Here is a 23,478-nt window from a genome sequence, read left to right on the forward strand (position 1 = left end):
GGTGCCGGGCCCGATGATGGGTTCAGCGGATCACTCGACGGCCAGCGCCTTGTCCAGCAGTTCCTGACCTTCGGGCGAGCCTTCCAGGAACGCCTTGTAGGCCGTTTCCTGTGCGATTTCGCGCCAAGCGTCGAACTCTTCCTGGCTCATCTCGGCGATCTCGACACCGTTCTCGGCAAAGACGTCACGCGCATTGCCGTCCTGGCTCTTGGCCTCTTCGAGGTAGAACGCCTCGGCCTTCTCGGCGGCCTCCATCAGCGCGGTCTGCTGTTCCTCGCTCAGGCTTTCGAACTTGGATTTGTTCATCAGAAGCGGCTGGTACATGAACCACAGCGCATAGTCGCCCGCCGGGGTAAAGCACGACACCTGCTCGTAGATGCGGTAGCTGACAAAGGACGAGGACGAGGTGTTCGCCGCGTCCAGAACGCCGGTCTGCATCGCGTTATAGATCTCGGCCGAGCTCATCGACGCGATCGACGCACCGGCCCCCGCCAGCATCTGCTCGAACGCCTTGCCTGCGGCACGGGTCTGCAGGCCTTCCACGTCCTCGGGCGCGGTAATGCACTGCTCCTTGCCGGCAAAGCCACCGGCCAGGTAGCCGTGGACCAGCACCATGATGTCATCCTCGGCCATGATGGCCTCGATATCGCCCATGAACTCGGATTCGTTCAAACGCGCGGCGTGGTCGTGGTTCTTCACCAGCCCGGGCATCAGGGTCAGGTTGTAGGCGTTGCGCAGGCCGCCTGCATAGGACAGCGGAAAGACGATCATGTCGACCTGCCCACGGGCCAGCGGCTTGTATTGCTCGCGCGCCTTGAACAGCGATTGCGACGGGAAAATCTGGATATCCAGATCGACATCCGCCGCCGCGACCTCGTCGGCAACCATCTGCGCCACCTTGTGACGCACATCGCTCGTGGACCATTGGTGCGACAGGCGCAGATCTTCGGCACTTGCCGTCAGGCTGCCTGCGAATAGCGCTGCTGCCGCGACTGCGGCTGTGAAATTCAGTTTCATATGTTCCTCCCAAAACGTCCTGATTCGTACTCGGACTGCCCCGCACCCTAACGAGATTGTGTCACCAGTCAAATTCTTTGTATACAAGAACGGATTTCTTGCGCTCTAGACTGCGGTGTGCTAGCGGATTGAAATGGAACGCAAGCGCGCAGATCTCATCGCGGACGCCATCGAGGAGTTGATCCTCGACGGAACCTTCGACGATGGGGACAGGCTTGACGAGGTCCAGCTGGCCGAACGCTTCAACGTCTCCAGAACCCCGATAAGAGAGGCGCTTCAAAGGCTTATCCTGTCCGGCCTGGTGGAACAGCTGCCACGCCGCGGGGTCTTCGTGCGCCAGCCCGGCCCCGTCGAACTGATCGAGATGTTCGAGGTCATGGCCGAACTTGAAGCGGTTTGCGCCCGGCTGGCCGCGTCACGCATTTCCGACGCGGCCCTTGCCCAGTTGCGCGCCATAAACGAGCGATGCCGCACCGCGACCGAGGCGCAGGACGCCGATGGCAACTACGACCAGAACGATCTTTTCCACGCCACGCTCTACGCCCAGACCGGCAACGCGTTCCTCGAACAGGAGTGTCTGCGGCTGCAGCGCCGCCTGCGCCCGTTCCGCCGCCTGCAACTGCGCTGGCGCGGACGCATGGCGCAATCGGTGGCCGAACATGACGCCATTCTGGCCGCGATCGAGGCCGGAGACGGCGATCAGGCCGGCAACCTGCTGCGCCAGCACGTCGCTGTCCAGGGCGAGAAATTCCACCGCCTGATGTCCAGCCTGAAGCCTGCCGCCGAGTGACCCCGGCGCTCAGCCCAGCGCGGTCTCCACTGCCTGCCCCAGCTTGTCGACCAACTCGTCCATTTGGTCTTCGGTCAGGATGAAGGGCGGCGCCAACAGCACGTGATCGCCGCGCTGCCCGTCCACGGTGCCGCCCATCGGATAACAGATCAGCCCCGCCTCGAACGCCGCTGCCTTGACCCTCGCGTGCAGCTTCCGGCCCGGATCGAACGGCGCTTTGGTCTCGCGATCCTCGACCAGTTCGATCCCCTGGAACAACCCGCGCCCGCGAATGTCGCCCACATGCGGGTGCTGTCCGAACCTGTCGATCAACCGCTCCCGCAGCGCCTTGCCCAGCGGTGCCACCCGCGCCGCCACGCCATCGTCCAGCAAACGGTCCAGCACCGCCCCCGCCGCCGCGCAGGCGGTCGGATGGCCCAGATAGGTATGGCCGTGCTGGAAGAACCCCGAGCCTTCCGCGATCGTGTCGTGGATCAGGGCCGTGCACATCATCGCGCCAATCGGCTGATACCCGGCCCCCAGCCCCTTGGCGATGGCGCAAATATCCGGCGCGATCCCGTCCTGTTCGCAGGCGAACAGCGTGCCGGTGCGTCCCATCCCGCACATCACCTCGTCGAGGATCAGCAGGATGCCATGCCGGTCACAGACCTCCCGTACCGCACGGTAATACCCCTCGACCGGCGGGACCGCGCCCAGCGTCGCCCCCACCACGGGCTCGGCCACGAAGGCCATGATCGTCTCTGCACCGTGCTGCTGGATCTCGGCCTCCAGCTCTGCCACCAGCCGCGCGGCATAGCCCTGCGCGGTCTCGCCCTCCTGCATGCCCCGATAGGCATAGCAGGGCGAGACATGGCTCACCTCCATCAAGAGCGGCGCGAACGGCGCGCGCCGCCACGCGTTGCCGCCCGTCGCCAGCGCCCCCAGCGTATTGCCGTGATAGCTTTGCCGCCGCGCGATCACCCGGCTGCGCTGTGGCTGTCCCGCCTCGATGAAATACTGCCGCGCCAGTTTCAGCGCCGCTTCCATCGCCTCGGACCCGCCGGACACGAAGTAAACCCGCTCCAGACCCTTGGGCGCCACGGCCACCAACCGATCCGCCAGGGCCTCCGCCGGCTCGGACGACAGGAACCCGGTATGCGCAAAGGCAACCTTGTCCAACTGCGCCTTGATCGCCGCCGTCACATGCGGGTCGCCATGCCCCAGGCACGACACCGCCGCGCCGCCGGAACCATCGAGATACGCCTTGCCCGATGTGTCGTAGAGGTAGGCCCCTTCGCCCCGTGACACGGTCGGCGGCGCAGCGCGGCTGTTGCGGTGAAACACGCGGCTCATTCGGCTAACACCTTGAATTCAATAATTTGTCGCCCGATGGCCTTGCAAGCGAGGCAAGTTCTGGCTCTACTGTGCCCATCGACTCATCCCAGGATGATGTTCGCAACAGAGGGAGAACACCATGAAAAACTACCTTCTCGGCGCGTTTGCCGCCGCAGGAATCGCCATTTCCGCCCCCGCATCGGCGCAGGAGTTCATCTCCATTGGCACCGGTGGCGTGACGGGCGTCTATTATCCCACCGGCGGCGCGATCTGCCGTCTTGTCAACAAGTCCCGCAAGGATCACGGCATCCGCTGCGCCGTGGAATCCACCGGCGGCTCGGTCTACAACATCAACACGATCAAGGCCGGCGAGCTGGAATTCGGCGTCGCGCAGTCCGACTGGCAGTACCACGCCTATAACGGCACCTCGACCTTCTCGGACAACCCCTTTCCGGAAATCCGTTCGGTCTTCTCGGTCCACCCCGAACCCTTCACGTTGATCGCCCGGTCCGACGCCGGCATCGAAAGCTTCGAGGACCTCAAGGGCAAGCGCTTCAACGTGGGCAACGCCGGTTCCGGCCTGCGCGCCACGACCGAGGTGCTGATGGCCGAATACGGCATGACCATGGACGATTTCGCGCTGGCGACCGAGTACAAAGGTTCGGAAATGTCGCAACAGCTTTGCGACGGCAACATCGACGCCATGGTCTACGTCGTGGGTCACCCGGCCGCCGCCATCCAGGAAGCGGCGACCACCTGTGACGTCACGCTCGTGAACGTCACAGGCGACGTGATCGACAAGCTGATCGACGAAAACCCCTATTACCGCACCGCCACGGTGCCCGGCGGCATGTACGCCGGCAACGACGAGGACGTCACCACCTTCGGCGTGGGCGCAACCCTCGTGACCTCCGCCGACGTGTCGGAAGACACGGTCTACGTGCTTGCGAAGGGAGTGATGGAGAACATCGACGACTTCCGCCAGCTGCACCCGGCCTTCGCCAACCTCGAGCCTTCCGAGATGGTTCAGGACGCTCTGTCGGCCCCGCTGCACCCCGGCGCGGAAAAGGCCTACAAGGAACTGGACCTGATGGAATAAGCCTCTGACACCCAAAGGGCGCCCCGATGCGGGCGCCCTTTTCACGACGACGAGACTTGCTTGAGGGGGCATGACAGTGAGCGATCAAACCGAGAATACACGCAGTGCCGATGATATGGTGGCCGAGGCCGATACCGGCGCGCGCAACCCGTCCGCCGCATGGCAGACAAGGCTGATCATCGGCACGTGCATCGTCTGGTCCTTGTTTCAGCTCTACATCGCTTCCCGCGTGCCGGGCATCGTGGCGCAGGCCACCGGCATGTCGATCTTCGCCAATATCGTCGCACAGGCCCGCTACGTGCACCTGGCCTTTGCCATCATGCTGGCGACGCTCGCCTTTCCGCTGTTCAAGACCTCGCCGCGCGACCGCATCCCGCTCTATGACTGGGCGCTCATCATCCTTGGCGTGTCCGCCTGCCTCTACCTCGTGGTTTTCCGGTTCGAGATCGCCGACCGTCCGGGGCTGTGGAACACGACCGACGTCACCATGTCCGCCATCGGCATGACCGTGCTGATGATCTCGGTCTACCGCTCGCTCGGGCTTCCACTGGTGATCATCGCGTCCTGCTTCATCCTGTTCGCCTTTTTCGGCGGGTATTCGGAATGGGCCCGCAACATCACCAATTACGGGGGCGCGTCCCTGTCCAAGGCGCTCGGTCACTACTGGATGCAGACCGAGGGTGTCTTTGGCGTGGCCCTTGGCGTGTCGACCACGATGATCTTCCTCTTCGTGCTGTTCGGCGCCCTGCTGGACCGTGCCGGCGGCGGCAACTGGTTCATCAAGGTGGCCATCGCCCTTCTGGGCGCCCTGCGCGGCGGCCCGGCCAAGGCCTCGGTCCTGTCGTCCATGATGACCGGCATGATCTCCGGCTCGTCCATCGCCAATACCGTCACCACCGGGACCTTCACCATCCCTCTGATGAAGCGCATCGGTTTCCCCGCGGAAAAGGCCGGCGCGGTCGAGGTCGCCTCGTCCACCAACGGCCAGCTGACCCCGCCCGTCATGGGCGCTGCGGCCTTCCTGATGGTCGAATACGTCAACATCCCCTATATCGACGTGGTCAAGCACGCCTTTCTTCCAGCGGTCATCTCCTACATCGCGCTGCTCTACATCGTGCATCTTGAAAGCCTGAAGATGGGCCTGAAGGGGCTGGAGAAACCGGGCCGCCGCATCGGCGTGCTGATGATCTTGATCCTGTTCCTCTCCGGCTTCATCTTCCTCGGCATCTGCACCTTCCTGATGATCGGCCTGCGCACCGTTCTCGAGCCGATCATGGGCAATTCCATCTATGCGGCGGTCGCGCTCGTGGCCGTGCTCTACATCGTGCTCGTCGCCATCGCCGCGCGTTATCCCGACCTCAAGATGGACAAGGACGAAGATGGCCCGCCCGAGGCGCCGCGTCTGACACCGACGCTGATCGGCGGGCTTTATTTCGCCATTCCGATCTTCATCCTGGTGTGGAACCTGATGGTGCGCACCGACACGCTCGACCGCCTGTCGCCTGCACTCTCGGCCTTCTGGGCGACGATATTCATGATCATCATCGCGCTGACACACCGCCCTTTGAAGGCGATGTTCCGCGGCGAGGGCTTTGCCGGCGAAACATGGCAGGGCTGGCGCGATTTCATCGACGGGCTGATCCTGGGCGCGCGCAACATGATCGGCATCGGCGTCGCCACCGGCGCCGCCGGCATCATCGTCGGCACGATCTCCCTGACCGGTGCGCACCAGGTCATCGGCCAGGTGATCGAGGTCATCTCCGGCGGGAATATCTGGGCATTGCTGATCCTCGTCGCGATCCTGTCACTGATCCTCGGCATGGGCCTGCCCACCACCGCGAACTACATCGTGGTCTCGTCCCTGATGGCCCCGGTGATCATCTCGGTCGGCGCCACGGCCGGCTATCAGTTCGAGCTCATCGCCGTGCACCTGTTCGTCTTCTACTTCGGCATTCTGGCGGATGATACGCCACCCGTGGGCCTCGCGGCCTACGCGGCGGCGGCAATCTCACGCGGCGACCCGATCAAGACCGGTGTGCAGGGCTTTGGCTACGATATCCGCACGGCGCTCCTGCCGTTCCTGTTCATCTTCAACACCGACTTGCTTCTGATGGACGTGGGGCTGCTCAAGGGCATTATGGTGTTCTTCATATCACTGATCGCCATGCTGCTCTTCGCGGCTGCCACGCAGGGCTATTTCATCGCCAAATCGCGCAAGTGGGAAAGCGCGATGCTCCTCGTCATCGCCTTCATGCTGTTCCGGCCCGGCGTCTTCCTCGACCAGATATCAGAGCCGTACCAGACCGCCACAGGCAGCGAGGTGTTTGCGCTGATGGACACGGTCGACACCGGTCAGGACATTCGCCTGACCATCGAGGGGCCGGACTTCGACACCGCCGAGATCCGGCCAACCACCATCGTGGTCCCCGGTATCGCCGGCGACGGCACCGCGGCGCTCTCCGAACAGGGGCTCAATATCATCGAAGAAGACGGCATGCTCAAGCTCGAAGAACCCTTCCCCGGCACCCCGCATTTCGAAGCCATCGGCATCGAGTACGACTTTTACGGCGACAGCCCTGTTGTCCTGGACAAGGTCGAGGTCGAGAATGACCGCATGCCGAAGGAGCTGTTCTTCATCCCCGCCTTGATCCTGCTGGCAGGGATCGTCCTGATCCAGCGGCCCCGTGCCACCCAACCGGCCTTCTGAGGAGGACACGCCATGTTCCGGAAACTGCTTCTGGCCGTCGACATCAACGCGATGGAAGGCGCCGACCGCCTGGCGCAAGCGGCCAAGCTGCTGGCCGCAGGCGACGGTGCCGAAATCCACGTTATCAACGTGGTCCCGGGCAGCGGCATGAACATGGTCGGTGCCGCCTTCGAGGGCGACTACAACCGCGAAGCCAAAGCCGCCGCCGAGAAAGCGCTGAAAGACTGGTCTGATGGCGCCTTTGACGGCACGGCGCAGGTGCACGTGACCGAGGGGACGATCTATGACAGCGTCCTGCGCATGGCCGACAAGATCGGCGCGGACGTGATCGTCGTAGGGGCGCATCGCCCCGAGTTGCGCGATTACCTCGTCGGCCCGAACGCCGCGCGGATCACCCGCCACGCCAACCAGTCCGTGATCGTCATCCGCTAGGATTTGTTGGCGGCCACCCGCGCCAGCAAGGCTTTTGCGGCGGATTGCTCCGCCTGCCGCTTGGCCCCGGCGGTGGCCTCTTCGGCCTCGCCGTTTTCCAGCCGCGCCTCGATGGTGAATTGCGGCGCGTGATCCGGCCCGCTGCGCGCCGTCTCCGCGTAGACCGGCGGGGCCAGCCCCTGCGCCTGCGCCCATTCCTGCAACGCGGTCTTGGCATCCCGCGCGTCGGCCTTGACGGATGTCACCCGGTCCCCCCACAGCCGCAGGATCACCTCCTGCGCCGCGTCGAACCCGGCATCGCGGTAGACGGCGGCGATCACCGCCTCCATCGCATCGCCCAGAAGTGCCTGCTTGCGCCGCCCGCCCGACATCATCTCGGACCGGCCCAGCTTCAGCACCTGGCCAAGGTCGATCTGCCGCGCCACCTCGGCGCAGGTTTCCTTGCGGACCAGCGCATTGTAGCGCGGCGCAAGCTGCCCTTCGGCGGCCCCCTTGTCGCTTTCCAGCAGCGCCTCGGCAATGACCAGCCCCAGAACCCTGTCGCCCAGGAATTCCAGCCGCTGGTTATCGTCCCGGTTGGCCGTGGTCATCGACCCGTGGGTGACCGCCCTGACCAGCAATTCGGGCCGCCCGAATTCATGCCCCAGGCGGCTCTCGAACGCTTTGAGATCGCCCGACAGCTTCATTCCTGCCTCAGTCCAGCTTCTCGAAAAAGCGGTCGCCGCGCCATGTCCAGAAGAACAGCATCGACCGGCCCGCCGACGAAAAGATCACCCGGTCCGCCCGGCCGATCAGGTTCTCGAACGGAACGTATCCCACCCCGCCCGGCGCCGTCAGCGGCGCGCGGCTGTCGGTGGAATTGTCCCGGTTGTCGCCCATGAAGAAATAATGCCCCTCGGGCACCTCGTAGACGCCAGTGCTGTCGTACCTTTGCGAGCCCACATTCAGAATGCTGTGCGACACGCCGTTGGGCAGGGTTTCGATCTGCCGCTCTTTCTCGCAGATGCCTCCCACGCCCACGGCCCCGTTGGCACAGCGCGGCGTCTTGCCCAGCGGGCCCTGCGCTTCCAGCACTTCCTCGAAGTTTCCGGCATCTTCGAGTTCGACCGGCTCGCCGTTGATGTTCAGCACGCCGTCTTTCATCTGGATACGGTCGCCCGGCAGGCCCACGACCCGCTTGATGTAATCCGTGCCGTTACTGGGGTGACGGAACACGATGATATCGCCCCGCTCGGGTTCCGAGCCGAAAAGACGCGTGTTGTCGTTATCCAGAAAGCCGCAGATGTTCTTGGCGTCGATGTCGATCCCGAGCCGCTCCATCTTGATGTTCGGGCAGGACGCATAGGAATAGCCATAAGCGAACTTGTTGACGAACAGGAAATCCCCGATCAACAGGGTATCTTTCATCGACCCGGACGGAATCCAGAACGGCTGGAACAGGATCGTGCGGAAAATACCGGCGATCAGCAGCGCCCAGAAGACCGTCTTGACGGTTTCCCAGATCGTGCTCGATGTCTTGGATTCTTCGGCCATGCCTGCCTCCGCTTGCTCTTCTGCGCTACATGCGGGGCGGGGTGACGAGTGTCAAGCCACGCTCACGTGCGCAGCCGGCGTTGCAGCCAGCCACAAAGTCGCACCGCATAACAATTTCACGCCGCCTGTCGCGCCTCGATCACCACAAAGGCCTGCGCCCAGGGATGATCGTCGGTCAACGTCACGTGGATAATCGCCTCGTATCCCTCGGGCGTCATCTCCGCCAGACGCTCGGCGGCCCAGCCCGTGACCTTCATCACCGGCTGCCCGGTCTCCAGGTTGCTGACCGCCATGTCCTTCCACGCGATCCCCATGCGCAGGCCCGTGCCCAGCGCCTTGGAACAGGCCTCCTTGGCCGCCCAACGCTTGGCATAGGTGCCCGCCACATCGCGGCGGCGTTCGGCCTTGCGCTGCTCGATTGGCGTGAACACCCGGTTGCGGAACCGGTCACCGAACCGCTCCAGCGTGCCCGCGATCCGGTCTATGTTGGCCAGGTCCGTGCCGATCCCCAGGATCATGAATGCGCCCCTTATCCGGCTGAAAACAGGGGGAAACTTACACCCAAAGCCCAGGCAAGCGCCAGCCCCAGACCGACACCCGGGCCAACCGCGCCAAAGCGCGTCGCCGCCATCCGCCCGATCCAGCCGAAGCTGAGAAAGAACAGCACGATCACCGGCGCGATCAGAAGCAGAAAGAAAAGCCCCTCGAAATCCAGTGCCACGGCGAGGCCCAGCGATACCAGAAAGCCCAGCCTTGCCAGCACCCTGCGCCCCAGACCTGCGCCCTGAACCGCCCACGCGTCGGCCAGCATGAACGGCACGGCCCCCAGCGCCAGCGCCGCGATGATCCCGTACCGCTCGGGCACGGGCCAGAAGTTGGCGCCGTAGCGATCCAGCGCGAAGCCGAAGACGCCCACGGTCCAGACCAGCACCAGCACCCCGCCCAAGATGCTGATCGGCCCCGGCCGCGCCCCAGTGGCCCAAAGCGCGCCAAGCTGCACCAAACCGTATATCAGCAGGTGCAGGGCCAGGTAATCCGCCACCAGAACCGGCAGGACTTGCGTATCCACAGGCGCGGCCAGCGTTGGGGCCGCAAGGATCGGCGCCGCCACGATTGCAGCGAACCGTCGCCACGACAGCTCATCGGGCAATCCCCCGGCCGCCGGGAACAGCCGTGCGACGGGCGCAAACAGCATCGTGATCGCCGCCAGCAAGCCGACCAGCGCCCAACCGGTCGGGCGCACCTGCGCCTTTCCATCCCGTCCGTAATAAGCGTTCAGCCAGTCCAGTGCCGCGGTCCGGCCCGCCCGCGAATGCAGGATCGCCACATGGTCCACCGCCGGTACCACGATCGCCTCCCGCCGCACGCCTTCGGCCGCGTCAGCCACCGCGTCAGCGGCAAAGCCTTGCAAACGCGGCTCCCACGCGCCGGTGATCATCAGCATGTTATCCGGCGCCTGCGCCGTCACCGCGCCCGAAAACGTGGCCAACAGGACCAGCGGCCCAATGCCCTCGGTCTCCAGCGCCGCCCGGACCAGCACATCGGTCGCCATCGAATGCCCGACCAGCGCCACGTCTCCGGCATCGGCCCGCGCCGCCGCGATCACCTCCAGCGTCTGGTTCACCAACAACCGCGTTGTGCCGTCCACGGCCGTGACATCGCCCGACATCGGTACGGGATGCCGCCCGTGCCCTTCGAAATCATAGGCATGGACGCGGTACCCCGCCTGCGCCAACAGCAGGCCATACCCCTGCATCATCTGCCGCGACCCGGCAAAGCCATGCGCCATGACCACCGCCGGCCCGTCCTCGGACCCGGCCCAGACGGTCACAGGCGTCGGCCCCACACTCATCTCTTCGAACGTGACCCCTGAACGCGCGCTTTCCAGCGTCCAAAGCGCCCAACAGCCCAAAAGCAGCGCCGCCACGGCCAGCCACCGATGCCATCGCACCGTCACCGAAGGCTGGCCTCGATCGCACCGCTGGCCTGGTTCACGCTGAATCGCAGCATCCGATCCTCGGCCTCGATCGGCCCCATAACCCGCACCGCAAGCTCGAAGATCAGCCCGATTGAAGGATCATAGTCCGCCTCAAGAGAACCGAAATCGACGTCCGCGAACCCGCGCGTGCCCTCGACGCTCAGGATCCGGCACTGCCGTGCACCCAGCTCGTCATAGGGCGGTGACAGGATCAGGATATGCAAAGGCGACGCGCCCGGCTCGATCCGGTCCAGCAGTGCGATCCGCACCTTCCCGTCCGAGAACGTCCGCGTGTAATCCTCCCAGGGTTCGATCAGCCCTTCGGCACCGCTGCGCCAGTCGCAAGGACCGACGTCTTGCGCGTGCCCCTTGCCGCCCAACGCGACAAGGCCAACCGCCAGTGCAGCCAATGTCTTCCTCATGGCTCCGCCCCCGCATACCGCGTAGGGTGGGTGAAAACCCACCGCCGCCCCCGCACATCGCTCGCGCCCATCACTCGCCTCCCCGTTCCTCGCGGGCCTTGTCGCGGCTCATCGTGTTGCCCGCACCGATCCCGTAGAAGAACCGGTTGGCCAACAGGTAGCCGCCCGCATACATCAGCAGCAACGTCACGAATTGCTGAGATCCCGGCGCGGCAATGGCCAGCTTGGCAAATTCCGGCGCCACCTGCGGTCCGGCATAGGCCAGCGCCACGTTCAACACCGTTGCCACACCCATCCCGATGAAGCCAAAGCGCCAGGCCCGGCTCGACCCGGGCAGGCCGGCGTGACGGCGCACATATTGCTGACCTTCGATCAGCGCGGCGATCATCGCCGGCACCATGATCTGCGCGGCCGAGCCCAGCATCTCGTCCTTCGTGATCCCCAACAATCGCACCACCTGCGACACGCCGATGGCCACGGCCAGAAAAACGGCGCTGTAGCGCAGCCAGATCATCCCGCCGAACGCAGCGTGTCGCCCCGCGCCTCGTCCATCAGCCGCCGCATCTCCTCGATCGCGGGCCCAAGGCCGCGAAAGATCGACTCGCCGATCAGGAAATGCCCGATATTCAGTTCCATCACCTCGGGGAACGCAGCGACCGGCTTCACCGTGTCATAGGTCAGGCCATGCCCTGCATGGACTTCCAGCCCCAGCGACTGGGCGAAAGCCGACATTTCCCGCAGGCTGTCCAGTTCCCGGTCACGTTCTTCGAACCGGCCCTCTGCATGGGCATCGCAATAGGCCCCAGTATGCAGCTCGATCACCTCGGCGCCGATCCTGTGCGCGGCCTCGATCTGACGCTTGTCGGCGGCGATGAAAATCGACACCCGGCACCCCGCCTCGCGCAAGGGCGCGATGAAATGCGCCAGCCGGTTTTCCTCGCGCGCCACTTCCAGACCGCCTTCGGTTGTGCGTTCCTCGCGCTTCTCGGGCACGATGCAGACCGCGTGCGGCTTGTGGCGCAGGGCGATCTTCTGCATCTCGTCGGTCGCGGCCATCTCGAAGTTCAATGGCCCCTTCAGCGCCGCCATCAGCCCGTCGATATCCGCATCCGAGATATGCCGCCGGTCCTCGCGCAGATGCGCCGTGATCCCGTCCGCCCCGGCCGCCTCGGCCTGCTTGGCGGCCCGGACCGGGTCGGGATAGGCCCCGCCGCGCGCATTCCGCACCGTCGCGACGTGGTCGATATTCACGCCAAGGCGCAGTTTTCCGGCATCGCTCATGACATTCTCCAGCTTGTGATCGGCGACTCGGCCTTGACCCTAAAGCGTTTCGCGAAAAACCTGAATCACTGATTCTCGCGGAATGCGGTGCACCGTTCACTCGTTGCGCGCGTTCTGCCTTTCGCTGATGTCTCAGGTTAAAGGCAGAACGCTTTAGTGCTTCTCGGGCTCCGCGTCAGCCTTGTCCTTGTTCCCAGCCCTGGCCTCCTTGGCCGCGGCCTTTTCTGCGGCCTTCTCCGCCGCCTTCTCGCGAATCGCGGCCAGCTTGGCCTTGATCCGGCCCTTGCGACGGTTCTGATAAGCCTGGATCAATGGCAGGCTGATGTAATAGCAGGTCAGGCCCGCAATCGTGCCCGGGATCAACGCGCCGATCATGTAGGGAAAGAACACTTCGTCGTAAAAGACTGTCAGCCGGCTCCAATCCGCGCTCTGCTCGTTGAAGATCGCCCAAAGGTTATCCTTAAGGTCTCGCCCCGCATCGACGAACTTGCTGCCAAGGGTGCCATGCGCCTCCAGCTCGGGATTGTTGCGCAACCCCAGCATGAAATACCCGGTCTGAAGCGAAGACGCCCCGATAAATACGAAAGTGAGGGGATTGCCGAAAAACGTCGACAACAACGCCGCAACAATATTCGCACGCAAGATCCATGCGAGCGTGACCGCCAGCACAAAGTGCAGCCCGAAGAACGGCGTGAAGCTGACGAAGACTCCGGCAAAAATGCCGCGCGCGATCCGGTGCGGCGGATCCGGCAGGCGTCTGACCCGGTGCTTGACGTAGTGGAACGCCCGCGTCCAACCCGATCGTGGCCAAAGGAACCGTAACGTGGCCTTCCACCAAGGCAGTCTGTCACGGCGTTTGAAAACCACGGGGCGCGGCTCCTTCGGGTCAGCTCTGTTCCGTTCCGCTACTGGCCGCCAGCCGGCCGGGATCACGGAACCGTTCCACCGTGGCCACGTCGCTTTCTGCATCCAGAACCGAGATCACGCCGTGCAGATGTTCTGCATCACGCAACTCGACATCTATCAGCAGCCGGTAAAAATCCGGTTTGCGGTCCACGAATGTCAGGTCCGAGATATTGGCCTTCTGCTCTCCGATCAACGTGCAAATACGTCCCAGCACCCCGGCGTCATTGCCGATGGTCACATCCAGCGTCGCCTCGTAGACGGCCGCGTGCGTGCCGCCGTGCCATTGCAGGTCCATCCAGCGCTCTGGCTGTTCCTCGTAACGTTGCAGGTTCTCGCAGTCGATCGTGTGCACCACCACGCCCTTGCCGCGATAGGTGATGCCGACGATTCGCTCCCCCGGCAGCGGCTGACAGCATGGCGCACGGTCGAATCGCTGGTCCGGCTCCAGACCGATAACGGCACGGTCCAGCCCCACCTCGTTGCCGGTATCCGGCGCCAGGTCCGGGTAGACCGCGTTCAGAACCCGGCTGGTGGTCAGTTCGGCACTGCCCAGCCGCGCCAGGACCTCGTCACGGCCTTTCAGGCGCAGGGTCTTGGCCGCGCGTTCCAGCGCCTTGTCCGTGGGTTTCTTGCCCACATGCTCGAACGCCGCCCGCGCCAGCTCCCGGCCCAGCCGGATATAGCGGTCACGATCGACCTCGCGCAGCGCCCGGCGAATTGCCGCTCGCGCCTTGCCCGTGGTGGCGATATCCAGCCAAGTGGCCTGCGGCGTCTGCCCGTCGGCGGTGATCACCTCGACCGACTGGCCATTCTTGATCCGGGTCCACAAAGGCACCCGCATCCCGTCCACCTTGGCGCCCACGCAGCCATTGCCGATCCGCGTGTGAATCGCATAGCCGAAATCAATCGGCGTCGCCCCGCGCGGCAACTTCACCACGTCCCCCTTGGGCGTGAAGCAGAACACCTGGTCGGCATACATCTCCAGCTTCACCGCCTCGAGGAATTCGTCGTGGTCCTCCTCGCTGTCGAACTGCTCGGTCAGGCTGGAAATCCACTTGGCCGGGTCCACGGCAAAGGGGTTCTCGGCCGGCACGCCGTCACGATAGGACCAATGCGCCGCCACGCCGGTTTCGGCCACCTCGTGCATCTGGCGGGTGCGCAGCTGCACCTCGACCAGCTTGCCGTCACGTCCCGACACCGTTGTGTGGATCGACCGATACCCGTTCGATTTGGGCTGGCTGATGTAATCCTTGAAACGCCCCGGCACCGCGCGCCAGCGCCGGTGGATCACGCCCAGCGTGCGGTAACAATCATCCTCGGCGGCCGTGATGATGCGAAACCCGTAGATGTCGCTCAGCCGGGAAAAGCCCATCTCCTTTTCCTGCATCTTGCGCCAGATCGAATAGGGCTTCTTCGCCCGGCCCAGGATCTCGGCCTTGATCCCCGCCTCCTGCAGCTCCAGCCGCATGTCGCCGGTGATCCGCTCGATCACGTCACCCGCCTCGCGCTGCAAGGTGATGAACCGCCGCATGATCGACGCCCGCGCCTCGGGGTTGATGACGCGAAAGGCCAGGTCTTCCAGTTCCTCGCGCATCCACTGCATGCCCATCCGGCCCGCCAGCGGCGCGAAGATATCCATCGTCTCGCGCGCTTTCTTCAGCTGCTTTTCGGGCCGCATCGCGCGGATCGTGCGCATGTTGTGCAGCCGGTCCGCCAGCTTCACCAGGATCACGCGCATGTCCTTCGACATGGCCATGAACAGCTTGCGAAAGTTTTCCGCCTGCTGGGTCTCGGTGCTGGACAGTTGCAGGTTGGTCAGCTTGGTGACGCCATCCACCAGGTCGGCGATCTCGCCGCCAAACCGTTCGGCCACGGCGTTGTACGATGCGCGCGTGTCCTCGATCGTATCATGCAGCAGAGCCGTGATGATCGTCGCATCGTCCAGCCGCTGTTCCGTCAGAATGGCGGCGACCGCCACGGGATGGCTGAAATAGGGCTCCCCGGAATGCCGGGTCTGGCCCTCGTGCATTTCCATTCCGAACGCATAGGCGTCGCGGATCAGGTCGCTATGACTTCTCGGGTTATAGGCGCGAACAAGATCGACAAGCGTATCTGCACCAATCATCTGGTCCGCGTCCCATCACCTGCCCGGAGGCCAGGGTCTCAGCCCTGGCCCTGCGCCTCCATCAGCGCGCGCAGCAGTTTCTCTTCGGACATATCGTCCTCGGCAGGTTTCTCGGCTTCTTCGCCCATCAGCAGCGCCATGGAATCGTCTTCCGGCTCGTCGACCTCGATCTGGCTCTGGTTCGATTCGATCAGACGCTCGCGCAGATCGTCTGCGGCTTGCGTTTCCTCTGCGATCTCGCGCAGCGCCACGACCGGGTTCTTGTCGTTGTCGCGGTCCACGGTGACCGGCGAGCCCGACGAAATCTCGCGCGCACGGTGTGCCGCCAGCATCACCAGGTCAAAGCGGTTCGGGACTTTGTCAACGCAGTCTTCAGTGGTTACGCGCGCCATGGGGCCTCCGGATAGGGCAGATATCTAAAGAAGCCCTTCATTTAAAGCGTCTCCCTAGGCTTTACAAGCAGAGAATCAGTCCAGCGCCACAACCTCCGCAACCGCATCGGCCGGCAGATCCGACAGCATTTCGGCCACGGTCCTCTTCAGAACCGGATGCACCCAGTCTGACGCGACGTCATTCAATGGCACCAGCACGAAGGCCCGCTCGTGCAACCGCGGGTGCGGCAGGATAAGGCAGTCGGGCGCATCCCGCATCTGCCGCTCAAGCGGCAAGCCTTGCCATGCGGTGTATGTCTCTTCGTCCGGCACCACGCGCGCCCCCGCAGCCAAAAGATCAAGGTCCAGCGTCCGCTGCCCCCAGCGTTGGTCCCGCGCGCGCCCGAACGCGCCCTCCAATTCGTGCAAAAGTTGTAGCAATTCGGCAGGACTGGCCTCTACCGCAAGCACAGCAGCCGCATTGACGTAGTCCGGTCCTGCGCCTGCGGGAAAGCAAGGTGTGCGGTACATCCGGCTTGCCTGCACCACGCGCGCACCCATCTGCGGCAACCGGTCCAACGCGGCCCGCAAGGTCGCCTCCGGCGCCCCGGCCTCGGACGGCAAGTTCCCGCCCAAAGCGATCAGGTAGTTTTGCTCAGGCATCGCTCGGCCTTATCCTCGTATATAGGTGTAGCGGTCTTGCGGAGGTCAGACTAAACTTTTAGGTACAGCTTCTGTCCTGCCGAGTTTCAAATCCACTCACAGGTTTATCGTCTAGTACATCGTCGCGGCAGGGCAAACACATTCGGAAGGACATTTTATGTTTTACAAGGACGAACGGCTCGCGCTGTTCATCGACGGCTCAAACTTATACGCAGCGGCCAAGGCACTGGGCTTTGACATCGATTACAAGCTTCTGCGGACTGAGTTCATGCGCCGTGGCAAGCTGCTCCGTGCGTTTTACTACACGGCGCTGCTGGAGAACGAGGAATACTCACCGATCCGCCCGCTGGTCGACTGGCTCAATTACAACGGCTTCACCATGGTCACGAAACCGGCCAAGGAATATACCGACAGTCAGGGCCGTCGTAAGGTCAAAGGCAACATGGACATCGAACTGACCGTGGACGCCATGGAACTCGCGCCCCGGATCGACCATATCGTCCTGTTCTCCGGCGACGGCGATTTCCGCCCGCTCGTGGAAAGCCTTCAGCGCCAGGGCGTGCGTGTGTCGGTCGTCTCGACCATCCGCAGCCAGCCGCCAATGATCTCCGACGACCTGCGTCGCCAGGCCGATAATTTCATCGAGCTTGAAGACCTCAAGGAAGTCATCGGTCGCCCTCCGCGCGAGGACGCGCCCGAACGCCAGCAGGCCTCCGCCTGACGTAGCGCAGAGCTTGAGAACGGTGCGGGACGCGCATCATGCCGACGTCCCGCGCCGCCAAGCCAGTGCGACCGATATTCCCACCCCCTCTGGACGCAGCCTGTCACAGTCTTTACGTCTTAGGGTGAACAGGAGTGTCCATGACCAAGCCGCCCCTCACCCTCTATCTCGCAGCCCCGCGCGGCTTCTGCGCCGGCGTCGACCGCGCCATCAAGATCGTCGAGATGGCGCTCGAGAAATGGGGCGCCCCGGTCTATGTCCGCCACGAGATCGTGCATAACAAGTACGTGGTCGACGACCTGCGTTCCAAGGGCGCGGTGTTCGTCGAGGAACTCGACGAATGCCCGGATGACCGCCCCGTGATCTTTTCCGCCCACGGCGTCCCCAAATCGGTCCCGGCCGAGGCCGCCTCGCGCGAGATGGTCTATGTCGACGCCACCTGCCCGCTCGTGTCCAAGGTCCATATCGAGGCCGAGCGTCACGCCGTGAACGGCCTTCAGATCATCATGATCGGCCATGCCGGCCACCCCGAGACCGTCGGCACCATGGGCCAGCTGCCGGACGGTGACGTCCTGCTGGTCGAAACGCCCGAGGATGTGGCGCATGTCGAGGTCCGCGACCCCGGCAAGCTCGCCTTCGTCACGCAGACCACCCTTTCGGTGGACGACACCGCCGATATCGTCACCGCCCTTCAGGCCCGTTTCCCCGACATCACCGGCCCGCACAAGGAAGACATCTGCTACGCCACCACCAACCGGCAGGAGGCCGTCAAGGCCATGGCTGAAAAGGCCGACGCGATGCTTGTGGTCGGCGCCCCCAATTCGTCCAACTCCAGGCGGCTGGTCGAGGTCGGCGCCCGCGCCGGCTGTTCCTACTCCCAGCTTGTGCAACGCGCCGCCGACATCGACTGGCGCGCGCTCGAAGGCATCACCACCATGGGGATTACCGCCGGCGCCTCGGCCCCCGAGGTGCTGATCAACGAGGTGATGGATGCGTTCCGCGACCGCTATGACGTCACCGTCGAACAGGTGGAAACCGCGCAGGAAAACGTCGAATTCAAGGTGCCCCGGGTTCTGCGCGAACCAGCCTGATGCCATGGCCCGCGACGGTATTTCCTGGCGCACGTATTTTGACCCGTCCCGATGCTGCCAGCGCCACGCCACTCGAAACGAAGCAAAGGCACCACCCGCGCGACCCGTCCCGGGCCTGACCCGGAACCTCTCTCTGCGAGTCAGGTTTTCCTGTCTTTTCAAATTCCACCGTGACTGTAGGCTCTCCCGAAAGACGGGAACTCAACTTGACACGCGACATCCTTGCCCGGCTCACCGGCAGCGCCATCACCACCTTCGCGCGGCTCATCACCGCCGTTCGTGCCATCTGGGACGGCTCAGATCCCGAACCGGTCCAGCGGGTCTATTTCGCCAACCACACCTCCAACGGCGATTTCATCCTGATCTGGACGGTCCTGCCGCCCAACCTGCGGCGCCGGACGCGCCCGGTGGCCGGGGCCGATTACTGGCTCAAATCCCCGCTCAAGACATTCATCGGCCGCGATGTCTTCAACGCGGTCCTGATCGACCGCGACACCGAGCCCCGCACCCAGGACCCGATAAAGCTCATCCTCGACGGGCTTGATGCCGGCGCCTCGCTTATCCTCTTCCCCGAGGGCACCCGGAACACCACGGACAAGCCTCTTCTGCCGTTCAAAAGCGGGCTCTACAACATCTCCGATGCCCGCCCCGAGGTGGATCTGGTGCCGGTCTGGATCGACAATCTCAACGACGTCATGCCCAAGGGCAAGCTGGTGCCGATCCCGCTTCTGTGCACCGTCACCTTTGGCGCACCGATCCGCGTCGAACCCGGCGAGGACCGCAAGGATTTCCTCAATCGGGCCGAAACCGCCCTGCAGGCGCTTGCCCCAGCCGACGACAGTCCGGCAGAGAAGGCCACAGCATGACCGACACGCACGCGGATTTTCTCACCCTGCTGGCCGGTATCATCGGCGTCCTCATCGTCGCCAGCGGCATCGGCTACGTGCTCAAGCAGCGCGTCGCACCGGATGGCTCCAACGCGACGATCGAAAACCTCAATGCCCGCATCATCGCCTGGTGGGGCATGACGGCGTTTCTCGCCGTGGCGTTCCTCGCCGGGCGCGGCGGCGTCATCGCGCTTTTCGCCTTCACCTCCTTCGCGGCCCTGCGCGAATTCGTGACGCTGACAACCCGCCGCGCGTCCGATCACTGGGCCATCGCCTGCGCCTTCTTCGTGATCCTTCCCCTGCAATACTGGCTCATCTGGTACGAATGGTACGGCATGTGGTCGCTCTTGATCCCGGTCTATGCCTTCCTCATCCTGCCCATCATCGCGGTGCTGCAAGGCGACAGCCGCAACTTCCTCGTCCGCATCTCACAGATGCAATGGGCCCTGATGATCTGCGTTTTCTGCGCCAGCCACGTGCCCGCGCTCCTCTTCCTCGAAATCCCCGGCTTCGAGGCCCGCAACGTCCTGCTGATCGCCTTCCTCATCGTCGTGGTCCAGCTGTCGGACGTGCTGCAATACACGTGGGGCAAGCTTTTCGGACGCCACCCGGTCGCGCCCTCGCTCTCGCCGTCGAAGACATGGGAAGGACTGATCGGCGGCGTCGCCTCGGCCACGCTGATCGGCACGGCGCTGTTCTGGATCACGCCCTTCACCCCGCTTCAGGCCGCCGGCATGTCGCTCGTCATCACACTCGCGGGCTTTTTCGGCGGGCTGGTGATGTCCGCGATCAAGCGCGACCGGGGCGTCAAGGACTGGGGCCACATGATCGCAGGCCACGGCGGCTTCATCGACCGGCTCGATTCGGTGGTGTTCTCGGCCCCGCTCTTCTTCCACCTGACGCGGTATTACTGGTCGCTCACATGAGCCTCTTGCGCTCGAACCTCGTGCATATGGCCGGTGGCTTCGTCCTGATGGGCGGCTGGGCGGTCTTTGCCAACGCGGCCCACCCGATGCCGGCGCCTGTGATTGCAGGCCTCGTGCAGGGCGCACTGTCCGCCGGCATCACGCTGGTGCTGAAATCGGTGATCGAACGCCTGCTGCCGCGCATCTCCGGCACCCCCGGCCTGATCCTGCCGCCGCTCGCCTGTGCCGCGGTGTCGATCACGGTGCTGTTCCTCGTGCATCGCACCGTTGGCACGCCGGAAATCGCGGCGACCCTCGCCCTGCCCGTCACCGTCGCCACCTGTTACGCCGCACTCTACAATTACCGCCTGAGGCACACCCCATGACCGACACCCGCCGCCCCCTGAACAGCCGAGACACCGGCTGGGCCCGCCGCATCGCGCGCTGGCTCAGCCGCACGTCGCTCACACCCAACCGCATCAGCCAGGGCTCGATCCTCTTCTCGGCCCTCGCCTGCCTCGCGTTCTGGGCCTCCGCGCACACCGGCACGACCGCCGCCATCGTCCTGCTGCTGATTGCCGCGCTCGGCTGTCAGGTGCGCCTGCTCTGCAATCTTTTCGACGGCATGGTCGCCGTCGAAGGCGGCAAGTCCGAACCCGACGGCCCCTTCTGGAACGAGGCCCCCGACCGCGCCGCCGATCTGCTGATCCTGACCGGCGCGGGGCTGGCCACCGGACAACTCGCGCTCGGCCTGCTGGCCGGAGCATTGGCCATCGCCACCGCCTATATCCGCGAACTGGGCCGGGCCGAGGGGCTGGGCCCGGATTTCTCGGGCCCCTTCGCCAAACCGCAGCGCATGGCCGCGATCACCGCCGGCGCAGTCCTGACCGCGATCGAACTGGCGCTATTCGACACGCGCTACGCCTTGCTTGTCGCGCTGATCGTGACCGCTCTCGGCACGGGCACCACCGCCCTCGCCCGCTCCGCCCGCATGATCCACGCCCTGAAACACCGGGCGAACGACACGTCTGACACTTGATCCCGCCGGGGCGGCCTTCTAAACCAAGTCCGACGCTTGCAGCCAAGGACCGCCCCGCCCCGTGAACGAGATTCCCCGCACACCCCTGATCCTTGCACTGGCCGGCCTGCTGCCGTTCCTGTGGAGCGCCGCGACCGTGCTCTGGCCCGATCTGGCGATCTGGACCCAGCGCGTGGTCGGGCCGCGCTTCGTCGGGCCTTACGTGGGGCTGTTCTACGGCGCGGTGATCCTCAGCTTCATGTCCGGCGTGCTCTGGGGGTTCGCCACGCGCATGACCGGCCCCTCGGCCACCACCGGCTACGTGCTCTCGGTCATTCCCGCGCTCTGGGTGTTCTTCACCCAAGGCGGCGGCGCGTACAAGGCCGGGATCATGCTGATCGTCGGCTTCGCCGGTATCCTCGCGCTCGACTGGCTGTTCTGGCGCGACGGGGTGACGCCGAACTGGTGGATGCGCCTGCGCCTGATCATCACCGCCGTTGTCGTGCTCTGCCTCGTGATCGGCCTCACGCAATGAGCCATGACGACGAGACCATCCGGGTCTACGGGTCCGAGGCCGCGCGCTATGCCGACATGACGAAGAATGCGGGCAAGGACCCGGCGCTGCGTCTCTTTCTCGACCATCTCGCCCCCGGCAGCCGCATCCTCGATCTCGGCTGCGGCCCCGGCATCGCCTCGGGCATCATGGCGTCCGAGGGACACGCGGTCACCGCCACCGACGCCACGCCGGAAATGGTCGCCCTCGCCGAGGCGCGACCGGGCGTCACCGCCCGGCGCGCCACTTTCGACGAGATCGACGAGGTCGCGGCCTATGACGCGGTCTGGGCCAATTTCTCGCTCCTGCACGCGCCCCGCGCCGACCTGCCCCGGTATATTGCGGCACTGGCGACCGCGCTGAAACCCGGCGGGCTGCTGCATATCGGCATGAAAACCGGCACCGGCGAACATCGCGACACGCTCGGACGGCTCTATACCTATGTCACCGAGGCCGAGCTTTCCGACCTTCTGACCGCGGCGGGCCTGCACCCGTTCAAGACGCGCACCGGCGCCGACAAAGGCCTTGATGGCAGTCTGGCCGAGTGGGTGACCCTCCTTGCAAGAAAGCCCGCTGATGACTGAGCTTTTCGCCTATACCGATGGCGCCTGTTCCGGCAATCCCGGCCCCGGCGGCTGGGGGGCGCTGCTCCAGGCCAAGGACGGCGACGACATCGTCAAGGAACGCGAACTCAGCGGCGGCGAGGCCGAGACCACGAACAACCGGATGGAATTGCTGGCGGCCATCACCGCGCTCGAGACGCTGTCAAAGCCCACGCAGATCACCATCGTCACCGACAGCGCCTATGTGAAGAACGGCGTCACCGGCTGGATTCACGGCTGGAAGCGGAACGGCTGGAAAACCTCGAACAAGAAGCCGGTCAAGAATGTCGATCTGTGGCAAAGGCTCGACGCCGCGGCCAACCGCCATGACGTGACTTGGGAATGGGTCAAGGGCCATGCCGGCCACCCGGAAAACGAACGCGCCGACGAACTCGCCCGCGCCGGCATGGCCCCCTTCAAGCCCGGCAAAGCCAAGTCATGACGGCGCTTTTCCTGCTGGACCACACCTCGGTTCTGATCTTCGCGCTGACCGGGGCGCTGGTGGCGTCGCGGGCGCAGCTCGACGTGGTGGGCTTCGCCTTCATCGCCTGCCTGACGGCGGTGGGCGGCGGCACCGTTCGCGATGTGCTTCTTGATCGCAACCCGGTCTTCTGGATCGCCAACCCCAGCTTCATCGCCACCGCCTGCGCCGCCGCGATCCTGATCTTCTTCACTGCGCATCTGTTCGAGAGCCGGTACCGCCTCCTGCTCTGGCTCGACAGCCTTGCGCTGGCCGTGGCGGTTCCGGCCGGGGTCGCCACTGCGCTGGCCATGGCGCAACCGCTGCCCATCGTGGTGATCATGGGCATGGTCACAGGCTGCCTCGGCGGGTTGATGCGCGACGTTGTGTGCAACGAGCTGCCTCTGGTGTTGAAGCAAGGCGAACTCTACGTCACCGCCGCCTTCGCCGGGTCGCTGGCCGCCGTGGCGGTATCGCTGATCACGCGGCAGGAGATCTTTATCCTGATCGCCTGCGCCGGCGTCACCTGGGCCTTGCGCGCGGGGTCATTGGCTTTCGGCTGGCGCCTTCCGGTCTACCGCTCGCGCCCGCCGCGAGCGTAAG

The 23,478-nt window shown here is 64.6% G+C and carries 27 protein-coding genes; 14 read left to right on the forward strand and 13 right to left on the reverse strand.

Annotated elements, in window-relative coordinates:
• Nucleotides 1-30: 30 nt before the first annotated feature.
• Nucleotides 31-1,017, reverse strand: a complete 987-nt coding sequence (gene dctP, locus PVV74_RS16020; protein WP_103764777.1) for a TRAP transporter substrate-binding protein DctP — start codon at nucleotides 1,015-1,017, stop codon at nucleotides 31-33.
• Nucleotides 1,018-1,150: 133 nt separating this feature from the next.
• Here dctP and PVV74_RS16025 point away from each other — a divergent pair, with 133 nt between their 5' ends.
• On the forward strand, nucleotides 1,151-1,807 hold the full coding sequence (locus PVV74_RS16025; RefSeq protein ID WP_103764776.1) for a GntR family transcriptional regulator: 657 nt from the start codon (nucleotides 1,151-1,153) through the stop codon (nucleotides 1,805-1,807).
• Between the two features lie 9 nt (nucleotides 1,808-1,816).
• On the opposite strand, the gene PVV74_RS16030 is transcribed toward PVV74_RS16025, so the two are convergent.
• The gene (locus tag PVV74_RS16030) at nucleotides 1,817-3,139 is read right to left on the reverse strand and encodes an aspartate aminotransferase family protein (protein WP_274593915.1); all 1,323 of its coding nucleotides are present in this window, start codon (nucleotides 3,137-3,139) and stop codon (nucleotides 1,817-1,819) included.
• A gap of 121 nt (nucleotides 3,140-3,260) precedes the next feature.
• Here PVV74_RS16030 and PVV74_RS16035 point away from each other — a divergent pair, with 121 nt between their 5' ends.
• From PVV74_RS16035 to PVV74_RS16045, 3 genes are all read left to right on the forward strand, one after another.
• Complete coding sequence (locus tag PVV74_RS16035; protein WP_274593916.1) at nucleotides 3,261-4,220, forward strand: TAXI family TRAP transporter solute-binding subunit; 960 nt, start codon at nucleotides 3,261-3,263, stop codon at nucleotides 4,218-4,220.
• A gap of 70 nt (nucleotides 4,221-4,290) precedes the next feature.
• Nucleotides 4,291-6,927, forward strand: coding sequence for a TRAP transporter permease (locus PVV74_RS16040; RefSeq protein WP_274593917.1), 2,637 nt, complete (start codon nucleotides 4,291-4,293; stop codon nucleotides 6,925-6,927).
• Nucleotides 6,928-6,939: 12 nt separating this feature from the next.
• Entirely contained in the window at nucleotides 6,940-7,359 is a 420-nt protein-coding gene (locus tag PVV74_RS16045) for a universal stress protein (RefSeq protein WP_274593918.1), read from the forward strand.
• Here PVV74_RS16045 and rnc read toward each other — a convergent pair.
• From rnc to folK, 11 genes are all read right to left on the reverse strand, one after another.
• Nucleotides 7,356-8,045, reverse strand: a complete 690-nt coding sequence (gene rnc, locus PVV74_RS16050) for a ribonuclease III (protein WP_274593919.1) — start codon at nucleotides 8,043-8,045, stop codon at nucleotides 7,356-7,358. The genes PVV74_RS16045 and rnc overlap by 4 nt on opposite strands.
• 7 nt (nucleotides 8,046-8,052) lie before the next feature.
• Nucleotides 8,053-8,892, reverse strand: a complete 840-nt coding sequence (lepB, locus tag PVV74_RS16055) for a signal peptidase I (protein WP_274593920.1) — start codon at nucleotides 8,890-8,892, stop codon at nucleotides 8,053-8,055.
• 116 nt (nucleotides 8,893-9,008) lie between these two features.
• Nucleotides 9,009-9,410 (reverse strand): holo-ACP synthase, encoded by a 402-nt coding sequence (gene acpS / locus PVV74_RS16060; protein ID WP_103764769.1) that lies wholly within the window; start codon nucleotides 9,408-9,410, stop codon nucleotides 9,009-9,011.
• Nucleotides 9,411-9,421: 11 nt separating this feature from the next.
• Complete coding sequence (locus tag PVV74_RS16065) at nucleotides 9,422-10,849, reverse strand: alpha/beta fold hydrolase (protein WP_274593921.1); 1,428 nt, start codon at nucleotides 10,847-10,849, stop codon at nucleotides 9,422-9,424.
• Entirely contained in the window at nucleotides 10,846-11,292 is a 447-nt protein-coding gene (locus tag PVV74_RS16070; RefSeq protein ID WP_274593922.1) for a hypothetical protein, read from the reverse strand. Before PVV74_RS16070 ends, PVV74_RS16065 begins: the two co-directional genes overlap by 4 nt.
• 70 nt (nucleotides 11,293-11,362) lie before the next feature.
• Nucleotides 11,363-11,806, reverse strand: coding sequence for an ABZJ_00895 family protein (locus PVV74_RS16075; protein ID WP_274593923.1), 444 nt, complete (start codon nucleotides 11,804-11,806; stop codon nucleotides 11,363-11,365).
• Nucleotides 11,803-12,573, reverse strand: a complete 771-nt coding sequence (locus PVV74_RS16080) for a pyridoxine 5'-phosphate synthase (RefSeq protein ID WP_274593924.1) — start codon at nucleotides 12,571-12,573, stop codon at nucleotides 11,803-11,805. Before PVV74_RS16080 ends, PVV74_RS16075 begins: the two co-directional genes overlap by 4 nt.
• A gap of 153 nt (nucleotides 12,574-12,726) precedes the next feature.
• Nucleotides 12,727-13,440: a DUF2062 domain-containing protein gene (locus tag PVV74_RS16085; RefSeq protein WP_274593925.1), complete on the reverse strand. Its 714-nt coding sequence runs from the start codon at nucleotides 13,438-13,440 to the stop codon at nucleotides 12,727-12,729.
• Between the two features lie 19 nt (nucleotides 13,441-13,459).
• A complete protein-coding gene (locus PVV74_RS16090) occupies nucleotides 13,460-15,604 on the reverse strand; it encodes a RelA/SpoT family protein (RefSeq protein WP_103764764.1) in 2,145 nt (714 codons plus the stop codon).
• Between the two features lie 38 nt (nucleotides 15,605-15,642).
• Nucleotides 15,643-15,996: a DNA-directed RNA polymerase subunit omega gene (rpoZ, locus tag PVV74_RS16095; RefSeq protein WP_103764763.1), complete on the reverse strand. Its 354-nt coding sequence runs from the start codon at nucleotides 15,994-15,996 to the stop codon at nucleotides 15,643-15,645.
• Nucleotides 15,997-16,071: 75 nt separating this feature from the next.
• On the reverse strand, nucleotides 16,072-16,638 hold the full coding sequence (gene folK, locus PVV74_RS16100) for a 2-amino-4-hydroxy-6-hydroxymethyldihydropteridine diphosphokinase (protein WP_274593926.1): 567 nt from the start codon (nucleotides 16,636-16,638) through the stop codon (nucleotides 16,072-16,074).
• 157 nt (nucleotides 16,639-16,795) lie between these two features.
• Here folK and PVV74_RS16105 point away from each other — a divergent pair, with 157 nt between their 5' ends.
• The 10 genes from PVV74_RS16105 to PVV74_RS16150 all read left to right on the forward strand — a co-directional run bounded on the left by PVV74_RS16105 (nucleotide 16,796) and on the right by PVV74_RS16150 (nucleotide 23,477).
• Entirely contained in the window at nucleotides 16,796-17,359 is a 564-nt protein-coding gene (locus tag PVV74_RS16105; RefSeq protein ID WP_274593927.1) for a LabA-like NYN domain-containing protein, read from the forward strand.
• Nucleotides 17,360-17,499: 140 nt separating this feature from the next.
• Nucleotides 17,500-18,450: a 4-hydroxy-3-methylbut-2-enyl diphosphate reductase gene (ispH, locus tag PVV74_RS16110; protein WP_274593928.1), complete on the forward strand. Its 951-nt coding sequence runs from the start codon at nucleotides 17,500-17,502 to the stop codon at nucleotides 18,448-18,450.
• A 206-nt stretch (nucleotides 18,451-18,656) separates the two neighbouring features.
• Nucleotides 18,657-19,316 (forward strand): lysophospholipid acyltransferase family protein, encoded by a 660-nt coding sequence (locus PVV74_RS16115; protein ID WP_274593929.1) that lies wholly within the window; start codon nucleotides 18,657-18,659, stop codon nucleotides 19,314-19,316.
• Nucleotides 19,313-20,263 carry a phosphatidate cytidylyltransferase gene (locus tag PVV74_RS16120; protein WP_103764758.1) on the forward strand — a complete coding sequence of 317 codons (951 nt, stop codon included), beginning with the start codon at nucleotides 19,313-19,315 and terminating at the stop codon, nucleotides 20,261-20,263. The genes PVV74_RS16115 and PVV74_RS16120 overlap by 4 nt, the downstream gene beginning before the upstream one ends.
• A complete protein-coding gene (locus PVV74_RS16125; RefSeq protein WP_274593930.1) occupies nucleotides 20,260-20,628 on the forward strand; it encodes a hypothetical protein in 369 nt (122 codons plus the stop codon). The genes PVV74_RS16120 and PVV74_RS16125 overlap by 4 nt, the downstream gene beginning before the upstream one ends.
• On the forward strand, nucleotides 20,625-21,281 hold the full coding sequence (locus tag PVV74_RS16130; RefSeq protein ID WP_274593931.1) for a CDP-alcohol phosphatidyltransferase family protein: 657 nt from the start codon (nucleotides 20,625-20,627) through the stop codon (nucleotides 21,279-21,281). The genes PVV74_RS16125 and PVV74_RS16130 overlap by 4 nt, the downstream gene beginning before the upstream one ends.
• Nucleotides 21,282-21,342: 61 nt before the next feature.
• Nucleotides 21,343-21,795 carry a DUF3429 domain-containing protein gene (locus tag PVV74_RS16135; protein ID WP_274593932.1) on the forward strand — a complete coding sequence of 151 codons (453 nt, stop codon included), beginning with the start codon at nucleotides 21,343-21,345 and terminating at the stop codon, nucleotides 21,793-21,795.
• Nucleotides 21,792-22,397 (forward strand): class I SAM-dependent methyltransferase, encoded by a 606-nt coding sequence (locus tag PVV74_RS16140; RefSeq protein WP_103764754.1) that lies wholly within the window; start codon nucleotides 21,792-21,794, stop codon nucleotides 22,395-22,397. Before PVV74_RS16135 ends, PVV74_RS16140 begins: the two co-directional genes overlap by 4 nt.
• The gene (rnhA, locus tag PVV74_RS16145) at nucleotides 22,390-22,857 is read left to right on the forward strand and encodes a ribonuclease HI (protein ID WP_103764753.1); all 468 of its coding nucleotides are present in this window, start codon (nucleotides 22,390-22,392) and stop codon (nucleotides 22,855-22,857) included. Before PVV74_RS16140 ends, rnhA begins: the two co-directional genes overlap by 8 nt.
• Nucleotides 22,854-23,477 (forward strand): trimeric intracellular cation channel family protein, encoded by a 624-nt coding sequence (locus PVV74_RS16150; RefSeq protein WP_274593933.1) that lies wholly within the window; start codon nucleotides 22,854-22,856, stop codon nucleotides 23,475-23,477. The genes rnhA and PVV74_RS16150 overlap by 4 nt, the downstream gene beginning before the upstream one ends.
• The last annotated feature ends 1 nt before the right edge of the window (nucleotide 23,478 follow it).

It is taken from the genome of Roseovarius sp. SK2 (assembly GCF_028807495.1).
Classification (GTDB): domain Bacteria; phylum Pseudomonadota; class Alphaproteobacteria; order Rhodobacterales; family Rhodobacteraceae; genus Roseovarius; species Roseovarius confluentis.

What these genes read in the sequence shown, in the direction of transcription:
- dctP (WP_103764777.1), bottom strand. Translation starts at nt 1,017, where the DNA reads ATGAAACTGAATTTCACAGCCGCAGTCGCGGCAGCAGCGCTATTCGCA.
- PVV74_RS16025 (WP_103764776.1), top strand. Translation starts at nt 1,151, where the DNA reads ATGGAACGCAAGCGCGCAGATCTCATCGCGGACGCCATCGAGGAGTTG.
- PVV74_RS16030 (WP_274593915.1), bottom strand. Translation starts at nt 3,139, where the DNA reads ATGAGCCGCGTGTTTCACCGCAACAGCCGCGCTGCGCCGCCGACCGTG.
- PVV74_RS16035 (WP_274593916.1), top strand. Translation starts at nt 3,261, where the DNA reads ATGAAAAACTACCTTCTCGGCGCGTTTGCCGCCGCAGGAATCGCCATT.
- PVV74_RS16040 (WP_274593917.1), top strand. Translation starts at nt 4,291, where the DNA reads ATGACAGTGAGCGATCAAACCGAGAATACACGCAGTGCCGATGATATG.
- PVV74_RS16045 (WP_274593918.1), top strand. Translation starts at nt 6,940, where the DNA reads ATGTTCCGGAAACTGCTTCTGGCCGTCGACATCAACGCGATGGAAGGC.
- rnc (WP_274593919.1), bottom strand. Translation starts at nt 8,045, where the DNA reads ATGAAGCTGTCGGGCGATCTCAAAGCGTTCGAGAGCCGCCTGGGGCAT.
- lepB (WP_274593920.1), bottom strand. Translation starts at nt 8,892, where the DNA reads ATGGCCGAAGAATCCAAGACATCGAGCACGATCTGGGAAACCGTCAAG.
- acpS (WP_103764769.1), bottom strand. Translation starts at nt 9,410, where the DNA reads ATGATCCTGGGGATCGGCACGGACCTGGCCAACATAGACCGGATCGCG.
- PVV74_RS16070 (WP_274593922.1), bottom strand. Translation starts at nt 11,292, where the DNA reads ATGAGGAAGACATTGGCTGCACTGGCGGTTGGCCTTGTCGCGTTGGGC.
- PVV74_RS16075 (WP_274593923.1), bottom strand. Translation starts at nt 11,806, where the DNA reads ATGATCTGGCTGCGCTACAGCGCCGTTTTTCTGGCCGTGGCCATCGGC.
- PVV74_RS16080 (WP_274593924.1), bottom strand. Translation starts at nt 12,573, where the DNA reads ATGAGCGATGCCGGAAAACTGCGCCTTGGCGTGAATATCGACCACGTC.
- PVV74_RS16090 (WP_103764764.1), bottom strand. Translation starts at nt 15,604, where the DNA reads ATGATTGGTGCAGATACGCTTGTCGATCTTGTTCGCGCCTATAACCCG.
- rpoZ (WP_103764763.1), bottom strand. Translation starts at nt 15,996, where the DNA reads ATGGCGCGCGTAACCACTGAAGACTGCGTTGACAAAGTCCCGAACCGC.
- folK (WP_274593926.1), bottom strand. Translation starts at nt 16,638, where the DNA reads ATGCCTGAGCAAAACTACCTGATCGCTTTGGGCGGGAACTTGCCGTCC.
- PVV74_RS16105 (WP_274593927.1), top strand. Translation starts at nt 16,796, where the DNA reads ATGTTTTACAAGGACGAACGGCTCGCGCTGTTCATCGACGGCTCAAAC.
- ispH (WP_274593928.1), top strand. Translation starts at nt 17,500, where the DNA reads ATGACCAAGCCGCCCCTCACCCTCTATCTCGCAGCCCCGCGCGGCTTC.
- PVV74_RS16120 (WP_103764758.1), top strand. Translation starts at nt 19,313, where the DNA reads ATGACCGACACGCACGCGGATTTTCTCACCCTGCTGGCCGGTATCATC.
- PVV74_RS16125 (WP_274593930.1), top strand. Translation starts at nt 20,260, where the DNA reads ATGAGCCTCTTGCGCTCGAACCTCGTGCATATGGCCGGTGGCTTCGTC.
- PVV74_RS16130 (WP_274593931.1), top strand. Translation starts at nt 20,625, where the DNA reads ATGACCGACACCCGCCGCCCCCTGAACAGCCGAGACACCGGCTGGGCC.
- PVV74_RS16140 (WP_103764754.1), top strand. Translation starts at nt 21,792, where the DNA reads ATGAGCCATGACGACGAGACCATCCGGGTCTACGGGTCCGAGGCCGCG.
- rnhA (WP_103764753.1), top strand. Translation starts at nt 22,390, where the DNA reads ATGACTGAGCTTTTCGCCTATACCGATGGCGCCTGTTCCGGCAATCCC.
- PVV74_RS16150 (WP_274593933.1), top strand. Translation starts at nt 22,854, where the DNA reads ATGACGGCGCTTTTCCTGCTGGACCACACCTCGGTTCTGATCTTCGCG.